Source organism: Mesorhizobium dulcispinae, from assembly GCF_033977345.1.
GTDB lineage: Bacteria > Pseudomonadota > Alphaproteobacteria > Rhizobiales > Rhizobiaceae > Mesorhizobium > Mesorhizobium dulcispinae.
Map to the genome: position 1 here is coordinate 221,593 of NZ_JAVIIY010000007.1, position 15,125 is coordinate 236,717.

Here is a 15,125-nt window from a genome sequence, read left to right on the forward strand (position 1 = left end):
CCAGGAAAAGTGTGCAGCGGTTTTCCGTCCGGAATTGCGTGGAAAAGATAGCTGGAGAGGTTCGGCTAATGCCGAACCTCTCTAGTGGCCGGTAATGCTATCCGCCAAAGCGGCCAATTTCGAGGTGTGCGCCAGCCCCGCCGCCTCGCGTTGGTCGGCGATGCGATAGAGCTGGTACATCGAGTGCACGCCGAGCCAACGGAAGGGCTCCGGTTCCCAAGGTCGCACCTTGCGGTTCACCCAGGGCAGACGCGTAAGCTCCGTATCCTGGCCGAGGATCAGATCGGCAAGCGTGCGGCCCGAAAGGTTGGAGCTCGACACGCCGAGCCCGACATAGCCGCCGGCCCAGCCGATGCGAGTCCTGGGGTCGAGGCCAACCGTGGTGCACCAGTCGCGCGGCACGCCGAGCACGCCGCACCAGGCATGGTCGATGCGGCATCCCGTCGTCTGCGGCAGGAGCGTCGTCAGGATCGTGTGCAACTGGTCGATCGTCGCCTGCTGCGTTTGGCCGTTGACGTCGGTGCGCGACCCGTATCGATAGGGTACGCCGCGCCCACCCATGGTGATGCGCCCCTCGCGCGTGCGCTGCGCATAGCAATAGGCGTGCGCCGCATTGCCAAGCAGCTCGTGCCCTTCCCAGCCGATCTCGCGCCAAAGCTCCGGCGACAGTGGCTCGGTGACGATCTGCGCGCTGTTGAGCGCCAGCCATGTCCGCTCTTCTCCGGGAATGCCGGCGGTGAATCCCTCCGTCGCGCGGATGATGGTTTCGGCCCGCACCGTGCCACGGTCGGTGGTCACGCTGCCTTTGGCAATGGAGGTCACCGTGGTCTTCTCGTAGATCGGCACGCCGAGCCGCTCGACCGCTTGCGCCAGCCCGCGCACCAGCTTGGCCGGCTGCACCCGCGCCTGGCCGTGGATGACGAAGCCGCCCATGACATTCCGGATGTTGATGCGCGCCCGTGTCGCGTCGGCGTCGAGCAGTTCGATGCGCTCGGGATCGGCGTCCCAGGAGCGGATCGTCTCGCATTCCTCGCGCACGCGTTCGCGCTGCGCCGAATTGGTGGCGACTGTCAGATTGTCGACGCGGCGGATGTCGGCATCTATGCCTTCTTCCGTAGCCACCCGGATCACTTCGTCGACGCAGCCGGCCATCGCCTTCTGCATGGCGGTCACGCCTTGCCTTGTCGAGGTCTTCAAATATTTCTCGCGCGACCAGCCGAAGCCGCCCGACAGCCAGCCGCCATTGCGCCCGGAGGCGCCGAAGCCGGCGAACTCACGTTCGAGGAGCACGATGCGCAGCGAGGGGTTGGCCTTTTTCAGATAGTAGGCGGTCCAGAGCCCGGTATAGCCGGCACCGACGATCGCGACGTCGGCTTCGATGTCGCCGGGCAAGGGCGGGCGCGGGGCCGGGACCGCGCCCAGATCCGCATACCAGAACGAGATGTCGCCGTTGCGCTTGACTTGCATGGGATGATTCCAGGAGAGAGCGGATGAGAGGGATCAGGTGAGCGTCGTGTCGGCCGTGCTGTCGTCGGGCAGGAGCTTGGCGTCTGCGCCGTCGAAGCAGAGCTCCACCTTTTCGCCGAGGCCGAAACTCTCGCCGGTCAGCGGCGAGCGCACGATCGCCACCGAGCCATCGGCGAGCTTCACTTCGTATTTCGAGCCCGAGCCGAGATAGATCGCCTCGGCGATCGTTCCCGACAGCCGGTTGGCGCCGGCAGCCGCCTTCTTGTCGGGCCGGCGGATGGCAAGTTTCTCGGGTCGCAGCAGCATCACCGGGCTGGCCTCCCCGTTGATCCGCTTTGGCGCGGCGACCGTCTCGCCAGCGATGGTCAGCGCGGTGCTGGTGCCGTCGCTTCTTGCCTCGCCGCGCAGCACGGTGGAGTCGCCGATGAAGCGGCCGACGAACAGCGTCACCGGCTCATCATAGAGCTGGCGGCCGGTGCCAACCTGCTCGATGCGTCCACGATTGAACACGGCAATGCGGTCGGACAGCACCAGCGCCTCTTCCTGGTCGTGCGTGACGTAGACGAAGGTGGTGCCGAGCTCGCGATGGATGCGCTTGATCTCGAGCTGCAGCCATTCGCGCAGCTTCTTGTCGAGCGCGCCGAGCGGCTCGTCCATCAGAAGCAGCGGCGGGTCGAAGACGATGGCGCGGGCGAGCGCCACGCGCTGCTGCTGGCCGCCCGACAATTCGCTCGGATAGCGATGCGCGAAATCGCCCATCTTGACCATGTCGAGTGCCGTTGCCACGCGCGCCTTGCGCTTGGCCTGATCGACGCCGCGCAGCGTCAGCGGATAGGCGACGTTGCGACCGACCGTCATGTGCGGGAACAGCGCGTAGTGCTGGAAGACGACGCCGATGTTGCGCTTGTGCGCCGGTACGCCGACGACGCTGTTGCCGCCGACCAGCAGCTTGCCGCTCGACACATCGGTGAAGCCGGCGATCACATTCAGCGTCGTCGTCTTGCCCGAGCCGCTCGGCCCGAGCAGCGTCATGAACTCGCCGGGCTCGATCCTGAGCGACACGCCGTCCAGCGCTTTGAACGCGCCATAGGCCTTGATGACGGATTCGAGGTCGATCGCCGCGCCGCGACTGTCCGGTCTTGGGTTCATAGGCGTCCCTTCCGCTCGCGGCCAAGAAGAAGCATGCCGCCGCCGATCAGAATCGTGGTGGCGCATAACAGGATCGTGCCGACGGCGGCGACCGTCGGATCGGCGTCGCGGGTAATCGAGGAGAAGATCTGCACCGGCAGCGTCTTGAGATAGGGGTTGGTGATGAAGAGCGAGACGATGATCTCGTCGAAGGACGTCGCGAAGGCGAACAGCAGGCCCGACAGAATGCCAGGCAGGATCAACGGCAGCGTGACGGTCCGGAATGTGGTGAGCGCGCCGGCGCCGAGACTCGATGCGGCCGTTTCAAGACGCTTGTCGAACACTTCGAGATTGGCCGAGACGGCGATCAGCACGAAGGGCAGCGCCAGGATGGTGTGGGCAAGCACGAAGCCGGCCAGCGTTCCTACAAGCTGGGCATCGAGATAGACCGCATAGATGCCGATGGCCAAAACCACGCCCGGCACCACTATCGGCGTCAGCATCAGCATCCGCAGCAGATTGGCCGGTCGCGCCTTCATGCGGTCGAGCCCGAAGGCGGCGAGCGTGCCGAGCACCGTCGCCAGCACCGCGACGATCGAAGCGACCTTCAGCGAGTTGAGGAAGCTGGTCGACCATTCCGGATTGGTGGCGAAATTCTGATACCACTGCCAGGAAAAGCCTTGCGGCGGAAAGGCGAGCGACTTGTTGCCGTTGAAGGACATCGGCACGACGACGAGCGTCGGCGCCACCAGCCAGATCGCCACCAGCAGGCAGACGAGGCCGAGGATGACACGGGTGAGCGGCTTCATCTCCATCAGCGCCGCCCCGCTTCCCGGTGCCGCGATCGCATCACCGGCGCGGCCAGCCCGAGCAGCACGAATGTCGCCACCAGCAGCACCACGCCCATCGCGCCGCCGCGGCCCCATTGCAGCAGGCTGAGCACCTGGGTCTGCACCAGTGTCGAGAGCATCGTCGAGCGCGGCCCGCCGAGCAGCGCCGGCGTGATGTAGAAGCCGAGCGCCAGGATGAAGACGATGATCGCGCCCGCATAGACGCCGGGCAGCGACAGCGGCAGATAGACCGTGAAGAAGGCGCGGGAAGGCCGGGCGCCCAGGCTGCGCGCCGCCTGCACCAGCCTGAGGTCGATGCCTTTCATCACCGAATAGAGGGGCAGGATCATGAACGGCAGAAGCACCTGCGCCATGCCGATCACCACGCCAATCTGGGTGCGGATCAGGCGGATACCGGTGAAGCCGGCCGAGCGCAGCAGCGAATTGATGACGCCGGAATCCTGCAGCAGGATCACCCAGGACAAGGTGCGCACCACGCCGCTCACCCAGAACGGGATCAGCACGCAAAGCACCAGCACCAGCCGGATGCGCGGCCCGACGGCGGTCATCAGATAGGCGTAGGGATAAGCGCACACGACGCAGACCAGCGTCACCCAGGCCGAGATGGTGAAGGTGCGTTGCAGCACCGCGAGATTGACCGGGGCATCGAAGAACCAGACATAGTTCTGCACGCCCCATTCCGGCTCCGACAGGCTGCGCAGCATGATGGTGAGCAGCGGATAGCCGATCACCGCCGCCAACAGGACGAGCGCCGGCAGCGTGAGCGCGAACGGCCGCCATGCCCGTCCCGGCCGCCCTTCGGCGGCGGGTTGGGTCGTCAGATCGAGCGCGCTCACCGGCTTTGCCTCCGTCGGCCGGTCAGTTGCCGGCCATCAGCGCCGACCACTTCTCCTGCGCCAGCGGGAAGTTCTCGACCCAGAACTTGATGTTCTGCTTGTAGCCCTGCTTCTGGCGCTCGGGCGTGTTGGTCAGGAAGGCGGCGACGGATGCGTCGACCTTGGGCTGCGCGTCGTTGTTGATGGGCGTGTAGGAGGTCTGCTGCGCCAGGATCTCCTGCGACTGCTTGCCGAGATAGGCGTTGAGCAGCGCGTAGGCGGCATCCGTATCCTTGACGCCGACCGGAATGGTCATCTGGTCCATCACCACCAGCCAGTCCTGCCAGGCGGGCGCGTATTTGGCGCCGTTCTTGACCGCGGTCATGGCGCGGCCCGTCCACATCATCAGCATGTCGGCTTCGCCGGACTCGGCGAGCTGCTGCGATTCAGCGCCTGTCTTCCAGTAGATCGTGTCGGGGCCAAGCTTGCGGATCACGTCGATGGCCTTATCGATATCGGCGGCCGTCATCGCCTTCGGATCGCCGCCCGCCACTTTGAAGGCCTGTTCGAGCAGGCCACCGGTCGGATCGCCGGAGCCATCGAGAGCGCGCACGCCCGGGAACTTTTCGGTGTCGAAGAAGTCGGCCCAGCTCTTCGGCGGGTTATCCTTGTACTTCTCCTTGTTGTACATCAGCACGACGCCGTAGTTCATTGCCGGCACCGAGCATTCGCCGACCTGGCCCTCGGGAATTTTCGAGACGTCGAGCTTCGAGAGGTCGAGCTTCTGGAACAACTTTCCGCAATGGACGTAAGGCGGCAGATCGCCGGTATCGACCACGTCCCAGGTGACGTTGCCGGATTCGACCTGGGCCTGCAGCTTGGCGATCTCGGTCGGGCCGTCATTGAGCAGCTTGACGCCTGACTTGTCGACGAATTCCTTCAGCGCGGCCGCCTGGCCGTCCTGGTAGATGCCGCCATAGGAGACGAAGGTCAGGGTCTTGCCCTTGAGCGAGCCTTCCTTCACCTCGCCAGCGACAGGCTTGTCCTGCGCGAAGGCGGCGGTCGTCAGAACGCCGAGCGCCAGCACGGCGCCAAGACCTGCAAGTTTCGACTTCAGCATAACTGTAACTCTCCCATTGAGGCCCGCGTTTAATCGGACTACCTGGCCGCGAGCGGTTTCCAGGGCTTGTATTGATCGAGCTCGGCGCGCGCCGAAGTCGGCGGCGCGATGATCCACATCACCTCGGCCCGGCCGCTGCCGATGTTCTCGCTGCGATGTGGTGTCGATGTCGCGTATTCGATGCTGTCGCCCTCTTCGAGGACATGGCGTGCATCGCCGAGTGAGACCTCGACGACCCCGCGAAGGACGACGAGCATCTCGTGCGCGTCGCCATGTGTGTAGAGCGCGGAGCCGGTCGAGCCGCCGATATCGAACTCGCCGACATAGACCTCCATGTCGCTCAACGGCGGACGCGAGAGCAGCATCTTGCGGCAACCGTCGCTGGGCGGAAGGCTTGGCCGCTCGCTGCGCCGGAGCACACCGTGGTTCTGCGCCGCGCTTTCCTCGAACAGCATCGCCACGCTCACGCCCAGCGCCGAGGCCATCTGGTTGAGCGAGGCGGTGCTTGCGCCGGTCAGACCGCGTTCGAGCTGGCTGATGAAACTGGCGCTTGTGCCGGTCGCCTCTGCAAGGTCGCGCAGCGACAGGCGGCGAGCGAGACGAAGGCTCTTGAGCCGCATGCCCAGCACCTGCTGCGCATGAGCCGCAGCCGAGCCGGCACCGTTTGCTGCCGGAGCCTGGCCACCATCCGAAGCCTTGGGCATCCCGTGTTCCTCCACTTAACACCTTGTACAGTACCACTGTACAATTGACAAGCCGCGCGTGGCGCCAGGACTGCACCAGTGTTTGGGCCAGGCTTGCAAGCTGAAGGGGCATGTCTGCGGGAGAAGGGGCGGCGGATCGACAAGGTACGCGGGGAGGTCTCGCTACCCCTCGCCGGAGAGATCCCGCCGCGCTTTGTCGAGCTCCTCGGCGTAGCGCCGCATCAGGTGGCTTTCGGTAAGAAGGCCGAGAACGATGCGATCGTCGAAATCCTCTACGACCGCCAGTTCTTCCGCGCCGGCACGCTGGAAGGTCTCGGCGGCGGACTGGACGTTCATCGACGGCACAAGCACCGCGTCCTTGAACTGCGCGAGCGCCTGCACCGGCGTCTCTCCGTCCGACAGATCGCTGTGCAGCTCGGCGACAAGCAGCACGCCGACATAATGCTGGCCCTGCTCGACAGCGATGACGCGCTGCGCCGAGCCGAGCGGGATTTCCTTGCGGAACTCGGCCAGCGTCGTCGCGGCATCGATGGTGCGGACGTCCTTGCGCATCATCGAGCCGACGGTGAGGCTGCGCATCCAGCCGACGTCATGGGCGCTGCGGATCGTCTCGCCGCGCAGATGGAAGCGCCAGGTCGAGAACGAGTAGCCGAAGGTCTCGCGCACCAGGATCGCCGACATGATCGACGCCGCAAGCACCACGCCGGTGAGCGTCAGGTCACGCGTGGATTCCAGCGCCAGGAAAGTCATGGTCAGCGGGCCGCCGACGACGCCGACAGCGAGCGAGGTCATGCCGACCACGGCCGAAACCGCCGGATCGAGCGCGATTGCCGGCACGGTCAGCGCCATGACGCCGGCAAAGACCTTGCCGAGCAGCGCGCCCAGGAACAGCGAGGCAAAGAACAGGCCGCCGCGAAAGCCGGAGCCGAGCGAGATAGCGGAGGCCGCAAGCTTCATCACGAAGACGCTCGCCACCACGGCGAGGCCGTAGTTCATCGCGAACTCACGGTGCAGCGCGCCATGCCCGCTGGACAGCACCTGCGGCGTGACCAGTCCCAGCAGGCCGACGAGGATGCCGCCGATGAAGGGTCGGACAGAGGCGTCGATCGCCAGCCGCACAAAGAGGCCCTCGACAATGCTGACCAGATGCATGATTGCGATGGAGGCTGCGCCGCCGAGGAGCCCGAGCAGAAGAAACGGTACATATTCGCTGGCGGTCAATGTCGGCAGGCCGGAAAGTTCCAGCGGAAACGGCACGCCGCCGAAGACCTCTGCCGTCAGCGAGGCCGCGATCGCCGCCGCCATGACCGGCGCGACATTGGCCACCGAGTAGATGCCGATGACCAGCTCGAAGCCGTAAAAGGCGCCGGTCAGCGGCGCGTCGAAGGCGGCGGCAATGGCGCCGGCTGCGCCGCAGCCGACCAGGATGCGCACGTCGTTGCGGCGCAGCCGGAACGCGCGGGCAAGTCGGGAAGCAATACCGGAGCCGATCTGCGTGTAGCCGGCTTCCAATCCTACCGAAGCGCCGAAGCCGCTGGAGATCATGGTCTGGCCGACGATGATGAACGTATCGGTGAGCGACATGCGCCCGCCGTAGAGCGCGTTGGCCTCGATCGGGTCGACCGGCGTTCTGAACTTGCGCCTTCTCAGCCAGATCACCGAAAGGCCGAGCAGCAGGCCGCCGATCGCCGGAAACATCGCCTGCACCGGATTGGCGAGCGAAAACATCGCCGAAAGCCGCCCGCCCGGCTGCACGTCGAACAGCAGGAAGTGCATGCCTTGCACAAGCGCGCTCATGCCGGTGACCAGGGCGCCGGCAATCACACCGGTGACACCCGCCATCAGCACGATGACGATGCCGCGCGCCTCGAGCACGGGGATGGAATTGATCAGCACCGCCCGAAGCCGGCGGGCGTAGACTTGCGGTTCTTTTCTGGCAGGCAACGGAGCGGCTCGCCGGTATGCGGAGGATGGAAAGCTGCCGGGCCTGATACGCCCGGCGGCAATGCGTGACAACCGCAATGCCGACCGCTTGTGGCGCCATTTTGGCGCTGCGCCGATTAGTAAGGTTGGGCCACTTATCAGTCGCGCTGCGAGCGCGTTCAAGGCGAACTGACGGCCGGACTGTCGGCGGACGAGGAGCGCGCCGTCCGGCGATGGCTGGTCGGCGTCGCGACGGCGGACGCGGCCGGTCAGGTCGCGGTGCCCTCGCCGACTTCATAGAGTGTGAGGTTCCGATCCCCGATGCCGAGCTTTGCCCAGCTCGCGCGCCATTCGGCTATATGCGCCGACTTGAAATGCGCATCAAGCGCCGGACGGTCGCGCCAGGCTTCCGAAACATGGATGAGCCCGGCATCCAAAACGTCCTGCGCATAGGAATATTCGAGGCAGCCGGCCTCGGCGCGGCTGGCCGAGATCATCCGCTCCATGGCCGGCTTGGCCTGCTCGAGTTTATCGGGTGGCAGCCGAACCGTGCCAATGATCACAAGCATGTGTTTTTCCGTTCGTCGGGCCGGGATAAGGTCCCGTAGCCCCCCTCCCACCCTCGCGCAAGCTTGGCCGATTACGGTCGGGGGCCTGCCTTTGCGCTGGGCAAGTCTGGATTCGAGGACGACATGGCAATCAGCGAAACAATCCCGTCGGGCCTCGCGGCCAAGAACGGCCGCGACGTCTTTTTCGCGCTCGGCATCGTCGTCATCCTGGCGGTGCTGTTCCTGCCGATCCCGGCCTTCCTCATCGATATCGGCCTCGCCTTCTCGATCGCGCTCTCGGTGCTGATCCTGATGGTGGCGCTGTGGATCCAGCGGCCGCTGGATTTCTCGTCCTTCCCGACCGTGCTGCTCATCGCCACGATGCTCAGGCTCTCGCTCAACATTGCCACCACGCGCATGATCCTGTCGCACGGCAACGAGGGCACGCACGCCGCCGGCTATGTCATCTCGGGCTTCTCGAAGCTGGTGATGTCGAGCGACTTCGTCATCGGCCTGATCGTCTTCATGATCCTGATCGTGGTGAATTTCATCGTCATCACCAAGGGCGCCACCCGCATCGCCGAGGTCGGCGCGCGCTTCACCCTCGACGCCATCCCCGGCAAGCAGATGTCGATCGACGCCGACCTGTCCGCCGGCATGATCGACGAGAAGACCGCGCAACTCCGCCGCCGCGAGCTGGAGGAAGAATCCTCCTTCTTCGGCTCCATGGACGGGGCCTCGAAGTTCGTGCGCGGCGACGCGATTGCCGGCCTGATCATCACGGCCATCAACATCGTCGGCGGCATCGCCATCGGCTATCTGCGCCACGGCATGGGCCTCGGCCAGGCGGCCGACGTCTTCATCAAGCTGTCGGTCGGCGACGGCCTCGTGACCCAGATCCCGGCGCTCATCGTCTCGCTCGCCGCCGGCATGCTCGTCTCCAAGGGCGGCACCCGCGGCTCAGCCAACCAGGCGGTGTTCGGCCAGCTCGGCGCCCATCCGCGCGCGCTCTATGTCGCGGGCTCGCTGCTGGTGATCCTCGGCCTGATGCCCGGCCTGCCGCTGTTCCCGTTCTTCGCGCTTGCCGGCGCCATGGCCGGCCTCGGCTACATCATCCCGCTGCGCCACAACCGGGCGCTGGCCGCGGCCGAAGCGCAGAAGAACCAGGAGAAGGCGAACCAGGCCGAGGAGGAGAAGAATTCGGTCAAGGCCTCGCTCGCAACCGCCGAGATCGAGCTTCTGATCGGCAAGCAGCTCTCGACCCGGCTGCTGGTCGCGCACCAGGAGCTGGTGTTCCGGATGTCGAAGATGCGCAAGAAATTCGCCCAGCAATACGGCTTCGTGGTGCCGGAGGTGCGCGTCGCCGACGACTTCGCCATTCCGCCGAAGAGCTATCAGATCAAGGTCCACGGCACCGTCGTCGCCGAATACCAGATGCGCGTCGGCGAGATCATGGTGCTGCTCGGCACGCGCGGCGTGCCCGACATCCCCGGCGAGGAGATCCGCGAGCCGGCCTTCGGCATGCGCGCCTATTCGGTGCTCGAAACCTTCGCCGAGGACCTGAAGCGCGAGAACTACACCTTCGCCGACAACATGTCGGTGCTGCTGACCCACCTATCCGAGGTCATCCGCAACAACCTGCCGCAGCTTCTGTCCTACAAGGACATGAAGGCGCTGCTCGAGCGGCTGGACCCCGAATACCGCAAGCTCGCCGACGAGATCTGCACCTCGCACATCTCCTATCCGGGCCTGCAAGCGGTGCTGAAGCTTCTGCTTGCCGAACGCGTTTCGATCCGCAACCTGCATTTGATCATCGAGGCCATCGCCGAGATCGCGCCGCATGTGCGGCGCACCGAGCAGATCGTCGAGCATGTCCGCATCCGCATGGCGCAGCAGATCTGCGGCGATCTCTCCGAGGGCGGCATGCTCAAGGTGCTGCGCCTCGGCAATCGCTGGGATCTTGCTTTCCACCAGAGCCTCAAGCGTGATGCCAAGGGCGAGGTGCGCGAGTTCGACATCGATCCGCGCCAGCTCGAGGAATTCGGCCAGGACGCCACGAAAGCGATCCGCAAGCATCTCGAGGCCGGCGAGCGCTTCGTGCTCGTCACCGCGCCGGACGCGCGGCCCTATGTGCGCATGATCATCGAGCGGCTCTTCACCACGCTGCCGGTACTCAGCCATGTCGAGATCGCCAAGGGCGTCGAGATCAAGGTGCTCGGAACGATCTCGTGAACGCGCTCTCGCAAGGCGTCGTCATCGCCGCCTTCCTTGCCTTCTGCCGCATCGGCGCCTGCTTCATGCTGATGCCCGGTCTGTCGAGCGCCCGCGTACCGATCCAGGTCAGGCTGTTCGTGTCGGTCGCGGCCACCGGCGGCCTGCTCGCCTTCCTGTGGGACCGCATCTATCCTTTCGTCGATCCGCGCCCGCAGGTGCTGGCGCCGATGATCGTCTCCGAGCTTCTGGTCGGCGGGCTGATCGGCGCCATGACCAGGCTCTACATGGAAGCGCTGCGCTTCATGGGCTCGGCCATCGCCATGCTGATCGGCTATGGCGGCACCGGCGGGCCGGCGATCGAGGAGCCCGAACCGCAGGCAGCGCTTGCCGCCATCATCTCGTTCTCGGCGCTGCTGCTGCTCTTCGTCTTCGATTTCGACCACGAGGTCGTCAGGGCGCTCGTCGCCTCCTACACGGTCGCCCCGGTCAACGTGTTCTTCAACCCGCAGGCGGCGCTCGTCGACGTCACCGACACAGTATCGGACGCCTTCTTCCTGGTGATACGCCTGGGCAGTCCCTTCGTCGCCTATGCCATTCTGGTCAATCTGACGATCGGCTTCGTCAACAAGCTGACGCCGCAGATCCCGGTCTATTTCATCTCGCTGCCCTTCGTCATCGCGGGCGGCCTGATCATCTTCTACTTCGCCATCGGCACCTTGCTGTCGCTGTTCGTCGACGGCTTTGTCGACCTCACGCTCGCGAGGTGAGCGAATGACATCGCGCAAGGATCGCCTGAAGAAACTGGTCAAGGTACAGGAGCAATTGAAGGCGCTGCACGAAACCCGCCACGCCGGGTTTCTAGCCGCGGCCGCGGCAGCGGAATCGGAAGCAAAGAAACTCGTCGAGCATTTCGATGCCGGCAGCTCGCTGGCCGGCCTGTTCCCGGAACTCTACCATCGCCGCATCGCCAACGCGCTCGGCCGCCAGAAACAGAACCTAGAAAGCGCCCAACAGGAAGCGGCGCTGATTGCCACCGCAACCGCGCGCACCAACATGGTCGAGCGCGCCTATAAGGACGTCCGCCGCCGCGACGAGCGCGAACGCTCAGACCGCGAGCGGCTGGATCTCATCGCCCAGAAGCGGGGACACGAGTAGCGGCGGATCTGCCGCGCGGCGAACCTGAAGGCTTCAGCTGCCGGTCGCGGTCGTGCCGACCGGCTTGGCGATCCCGATCCGCTCCCAGTGCCTGCCGCTCCCGTGCGGGCTATGGCCAGGGGATCTGGGGCCATTGACGCCATAGTCGGCCGCCACGGGCGACTTGCCACTCCCAGGCGGCGGCCTCGGGATCGCACTGCGACCTGCATTTCGCCTTCCCGCAAGCCTGCCACAAGCTTGTTGCGTCATTGTGCAACTGACAAAACTCGGCGAAAAGGCAGTGCTTTCTTGGCGATTTCACCCCCCAGCGACATCGTGATGGACGTCGCCCGTGCAGCGGAGCCGGCCGATGTGGAGGCCGCGCGGACAGCACTCGCCAGGCGCGCCGGCGGTACCGCGGGGCCCTTTTCGATCGACCAGACCGCCTCCGTCGACGCCGGCTCGGTGCTGTCGCGCGCCGCGGCGGACAAGGCCGAAGCGGCAAATCCGGCGAAAAAATTCCAGCGCTTCGAGGCGATGGTGCTGACGACCTTCATCCAGAACATGATGCCAAAGGACACCGAAGGCGTTTATGGCCAAGGGCTGGCCGGCGACATGTGGAAGTCGCAGCTGGCTGAAAAGGTGGCCGATGTCATGGCCGCGCATGGCGGCATCGGCATCGCGAAATCAATGCTTGCCGACCACTATCTGGACGGCAAGCGCAAGGTGCCGGTCGGGCCTGTTGGGGGCGGACCGGAGAAAGCCGAAATCGACCAGCAGACCAGGCTTTCGACCTCGATGATCGAGGAGCTTGAGCGCAAGGCCGCCCGGTCGATGACGGGCGACGACACAACCATAAAAACAGACATCAAGATCTAGGGACCTACATGGCCGACCAAACGGACCTTTCCAATCTGCCTGCACGAACCACCGCCCCGGAAGCGCCGGCCGCGCCTGCTCGGCCCGGCAACCTCGCCGCCATCATCGGCCGCATCGAGGAAGCGGTGGACGAGGAGACGGCGGGTATCCGCAGCGGAACCGGCTACGACCTCAAGGCCTCGAATGCGCGCAAGAGCCGCTATCTCTACGAACTGACCCGCGCTCTGAAGGGCGCCAACGAGATCGAGTTCCTCGAGCAGCATCGCGAGGGGTTGGCGCGGCTGCGCCAGAAGCTGGCGAAGAACGAAGCCGCTATCCTTGCCCATCTCAATGCCGTCAACGAGGTCGCGACGCTGCTGAAGAACGCCATCCAGCGCGCCGATGCCGACGGCACCTATTCGGCCGGCGAGTTCGGATACGCCCGAGCATGATCCCGAAAAGTGGAAGCCGGTTTTCGGACAAGATCATGCTCGAACAATCAGATAAAGCATGATCAAGTTCATCGCCGCAGCGCTTTGGATCTGCGCCGTAACGCTCGGCGCGGTGTTCTATTCCTTCCAGGCGGCGGGCGAACGCGGCGTCGGCGAGCCGCCGAAGCCGATGCTGGGCGGTCTCGACTACGTCAAGACCGACATCATCTCGGTGCCGCTCATCCGCGATGCCAAGATCGACGGCTATTTCCTGACCAAGCTCGTCTACACGGTGGAGCCCGACCAGATAAAGAAGCTGTCGATCCCGGCGCCGGCGATCATCACCGACCAGGTCTATTCCTACCTCTATTCCAATCCGCAGATCGATTTCACCAAGAAGGAGACGATCGATCTCGATGCTTTCCGCAAGGCCATCCGCGAGACGGTCAACGCCCGCGTCGGCGTCGAGCTGGTGCATGACGTGCTGATCGACCAGGTGAACTTCCTGTCCAAGGACGAAATCCGCGACAACGCCATCCGTCGCCGCAAGAATGCCGGCGAGACGGCCCAGGAAATGACCAAGGCCTTCAAGCAGCATTGATCGCGTCGCGGTGTCCCCTATGCCGCGCCCTCCGCCAGCTGACGCGACATGCCGCATGGTTACCATGCCGCATGGCGACCACGTTGACGTAAACGTCAACACGAAGCTATATGCGCCGGTGGCTGTCGCGACGCTCCCAGCGCGACGCGGCGCCTCGCCCAGCGGCCAAGGCCGGTGCGCGTCAAACGCAACCAAACGAGGAGAACCGCCATGGGCGTTCAGGAGATAGCCGACAAGATCAAGTCGCGCGTGGCAAGCGCGGGCTTCGAGCACTCGGTCAAGTTCGACACCGGCAGCGACGGCGTCATCGTCATCGACGGCGCGACCGTCTCGACTGCCGATGCCCCGACCGACTGCACGATCAAGCTCTCGCTCGACGATCTCGACTCGCTGATTTCCGGTGACCTCAACCCGACCATGGCCTTCATGGCCGGCAAGCTGAAGGTCGAGGGCGACATGACGGTCGCCATGGCACTCAGCCAGTTGCTCGGCTGATTGGTGCCCAAGCATAATCAATGAGTGATGCGGCGCCGCGTTTTGAACGCGCGACGCCGCATCGGTATGTCTTCGGCAGATTTAGGCGACGAAATCCAGCGCCTTGATCTTGCGGCCTGCGGCCCTGATCGTGCCCTTGGCGCCGTCGAGCGCACCGTCCTTCAGCTCCAGCGCCAGCAGGCGATGCCGCTCGTACGGACCGGGCATGGCGAGCGAGTCCGTGCGGTCGGCCGAAAAGCCGAACCGCCCGTAATAGGGCGCATCGCCGACGAGCAGGATCGCGCCATGACCGAGCCGCGCGGCCTCGGTGATCGCATGCCGCATCAGCGCCGAGCCGATGCCGCCGCTCTTCAGTCCCGGTTCGACCGCGAGCGGCCCAAGCAGAAGCGCAGCCGGACCGCCTTCGCTCAGCGTCACGTCCCATAGCCGAACCGTGCCGACGACCGCGCCCGACGGACCGCGCGCGACAAAAGCCAGGCCTTCCGATGGCCGGCGCCCGCGCCGCAGCTTTTCGGACGATTTCTTCCTGCGCTTCGGCCCCATGGCGCGGTCGAGCAGCGCTTCGCGCGCCTCAATGTCACCGGCGCCTTCGGCAAGAATGGCGAAGGCCGGCGCCTGTGCGGCCCCCTCGTCCGGCGCGCCGCGCGAGCCAGCCTGTGCCCGGTGGGCAAGGGAGGGCGCCGGCGCATTTTCAGGCGAAGTGGAAACCGGTTCGCCGTAAGAAAATGCGCCATGAAGCACTACCGTCGAAAGACTCGTCTCCACTGCGGAGAAAAGCTCAGCCGACAGTCCGGACGAGGGGGCAATTTCGGTGGCCGCAACGGCCGATTTGATCA

The 15,125-nt window shown here is 65.2% G+C and carries 16 protein-coding genes; 7 read left to right on the forward strand and 9 right to left on the reverse strand.

Features of this window, described 5'->3' with window-relative positions; translation table 11 throughout:
• Positions 1-81 precede the first annotated feature (81 nt).
• The 8 genes from RFN30_RS17560 to RFN30_RS17595 all read right to left on the reverse strand — a co-directional run bounded on the left by RFN30_RS17560 (position 82) and on the right by RFN30_RS17595 (position 8,577).
• On the reverse strand, positions 82-1,467 hold the full coding sequence (locus RFN30_RS17560) for an NAD(P)/FAD-dependent oxidoreductase (RefSeq protein WP_320263339.1): 1,386 nt from the start codon (positions 1,465-1,467) through the stop codon (positions 82-84).
• Positions 1,468-1,500: 33 nt separating this feature from the next.
• On the reverse strand, positions 1,501-2,616 hold the full coding sequence (locus RFN30_RS17565) for an ABC transporter ATP-binding protein (protein WP_320263340.1): 1,116 nt from the start codon (positions 2,614-2,616) through the stop codon (positions 1,501-1,503).
• Complete coding sequence (locus tag RFN30_RS17570) at positions 2,613-3,410, reverse strand: ABC transporter permease (RefSeq protein ID WP_320263341.1); 798 nt, start codon at positions 3,408-3,410, stop codon at positions 2,613-2,615. Before RFN30_RS17570 ends, RFN30_RS17565 begins: the two co-directional genes overlap by 4 nt.
• A complete protein-coding gene (locus RFN30_RS17575; RefSeq protein WP_320263342.1) occupies positions 3,410-4,282 on the reverse strand; it encodes an ABC transporter permease in 873 nt (290 codons plus the stop codon). The genes RFN30_RS17570 and RFN30_RS17575 overlap by 1 nt, the downstream gene beginning before the upstream one ends.
• Positions 4,283-4,304: 22 nt before the next feature.
• On the reverse strand, positions 4,305-5,381 hold the full coding sequence (locus RFN30_RS17580; protein ID WP_320263343.1) for an extracellular solute-binding protein: 1,077 nt from the start codon (positions 5,379-5,381) through the stop codon (positions 4,305-4,307).
• Positions 5,382-5,419: 38 nt separating this feature from the next.
• The gene (locus RFN30_RS17585; RefSeq protein ID WP_320263344.1) at positions 5,420-6,085 is read right to left on the reverse strand and encodes a helix-turn-helix domain-containing protein; all 666 of its coding nucleotides are present in this window, start codon (positions 6,083-6,085) and stop codon (positions 5,420-5,422) included.
• A 162-nt stretch (positions 6,086-6,247) separates the two neighbouring features.
• Positions 6,248-7,927, reverse strand: a complete 1,680-nt coding sequence (locus RFN30_RS17590) for a chloride channel protein (protein ID WP_430699061.1) — start codon at positions 7,925-7,927, stop codon at positions 6,248-6,250.
• Between the two features lie 350 nt (positions 7,928-8,277).
• Entirely contained in the window at positions 8,278-8,577 is a 300-nt protein-coding gene (locus tag RFN30_RS17595; RefSeq protein WP_320263346.1) for a putative quinol monooxygenase, read from the reverse strand.
• A gap of 123 nt (positions 8,578-8,700) precedes the next feature.
• Here RFN30_RS17595 and flhA point away from each other — a divergent pair, with 123 nt between their 5' ends.
• From flhA to RFN30_RS17630, 7 genes are all read left to right on the forward strand, one after another.
• Entirely contained in the window at positions 8,701-10,788 is a 2,088-nt protein-coding gene (flhA, locus tag RFN30_RS17600) for a flagellar biosynthesis protein FlhA (protein ID WP_320263347.1), read from the forward strand.
• Complete coding sequence (fliR, locus tag RFN30_RS17605) at positions 10,785-11,537, forward strand: flagellar biosynthetic protein FliR (RefSeq protein WP_320263348.1); 753 nt, start codon at positions 10,785-10,787, stop codon at positions 11,535-11,537. The genes flhA and fliR overlap by 4 nt, the downstream gene beginning before the upstream one ends.
• Positions 11,538-11,541: 4 nt before the next feature.
• Positions 11,542-11,925, forward strand: a complete 384-nt coding sequence (locus RFN30_RS17610; protein ID WP_320263349.1) for a hypothetical protein — start codon at positions 11,542-11,544, stop codon at positions 11,923-11,925.
• Between the two features lie 288 nt (positions 11,926-12,213).
• The gene (locus RFN30_RS17615) at positions 12,214-12,783 is read left to right on the forward strand and encodes a rod-binding protein (RefSeq protein ID WP_430699058.1); all 570 of its coding nucleotides are present in this window, start codon (positions 12,214-12,216) and stop codon (positions 12,781-12,783) included.
• An 8-nt stretch (positions 12,784-12,791) separates the two neighbouring features.
• Positions 12,792-13,214 (forward strand): hypothetical protein, encoded by a 423-nt coding sequence (locus RFN30_RS17620; RefSeq protein ID WP_320263350.1) that lies wholly within the window; start codon positions 12,792-12,794, stop codon positions 13,212-13,214.
• A 58-nt stretch (positions 13,215-13,272) separates the two neighbouring features.
• Positions 13,273-13,794 (forward strand): hypothetical protein, encoded by a 522-nt coding sequence (locus RFN30_RS17625; protein ID WP_320263351.1) that lies wholly within the window; start codon positions 13,273-13,275, stop codon positions 13,792-13,794.
• Between the two features lie 210 nt (positions 13,795-14,004).
• Positions 14,005-14,289, forward strand: a complete 285-nt coding sequence (locus tag RFN30_RS17630; protein WP_320263352.1) for an SCP2 sterol-binding domain-containing protein — start codon at positions 14,005-14,007, stop codon at positions 14,287-14,289.
• An 81-nt stretch (positions 14,290-14,370) separates the two neighbouring features.
• Here the strand turns inward: RFN30_RS17630 and RFN30_RS17635 are convergent, their stop codons facing one another.
• On the reverse strand, positions 14,371-14,889 hold the full coding sequence (locus tag RFN30_RS17635) for a GNAT family N-acetyltransferase (RefSeq protein ID WP_320263451.1): 519 nt from the start codon (positions 14,887-14,889) through the stop codon (positions 14,371-14,373).
• Positions 14,890-15,125: the final 236 nt, after the last annotated feature.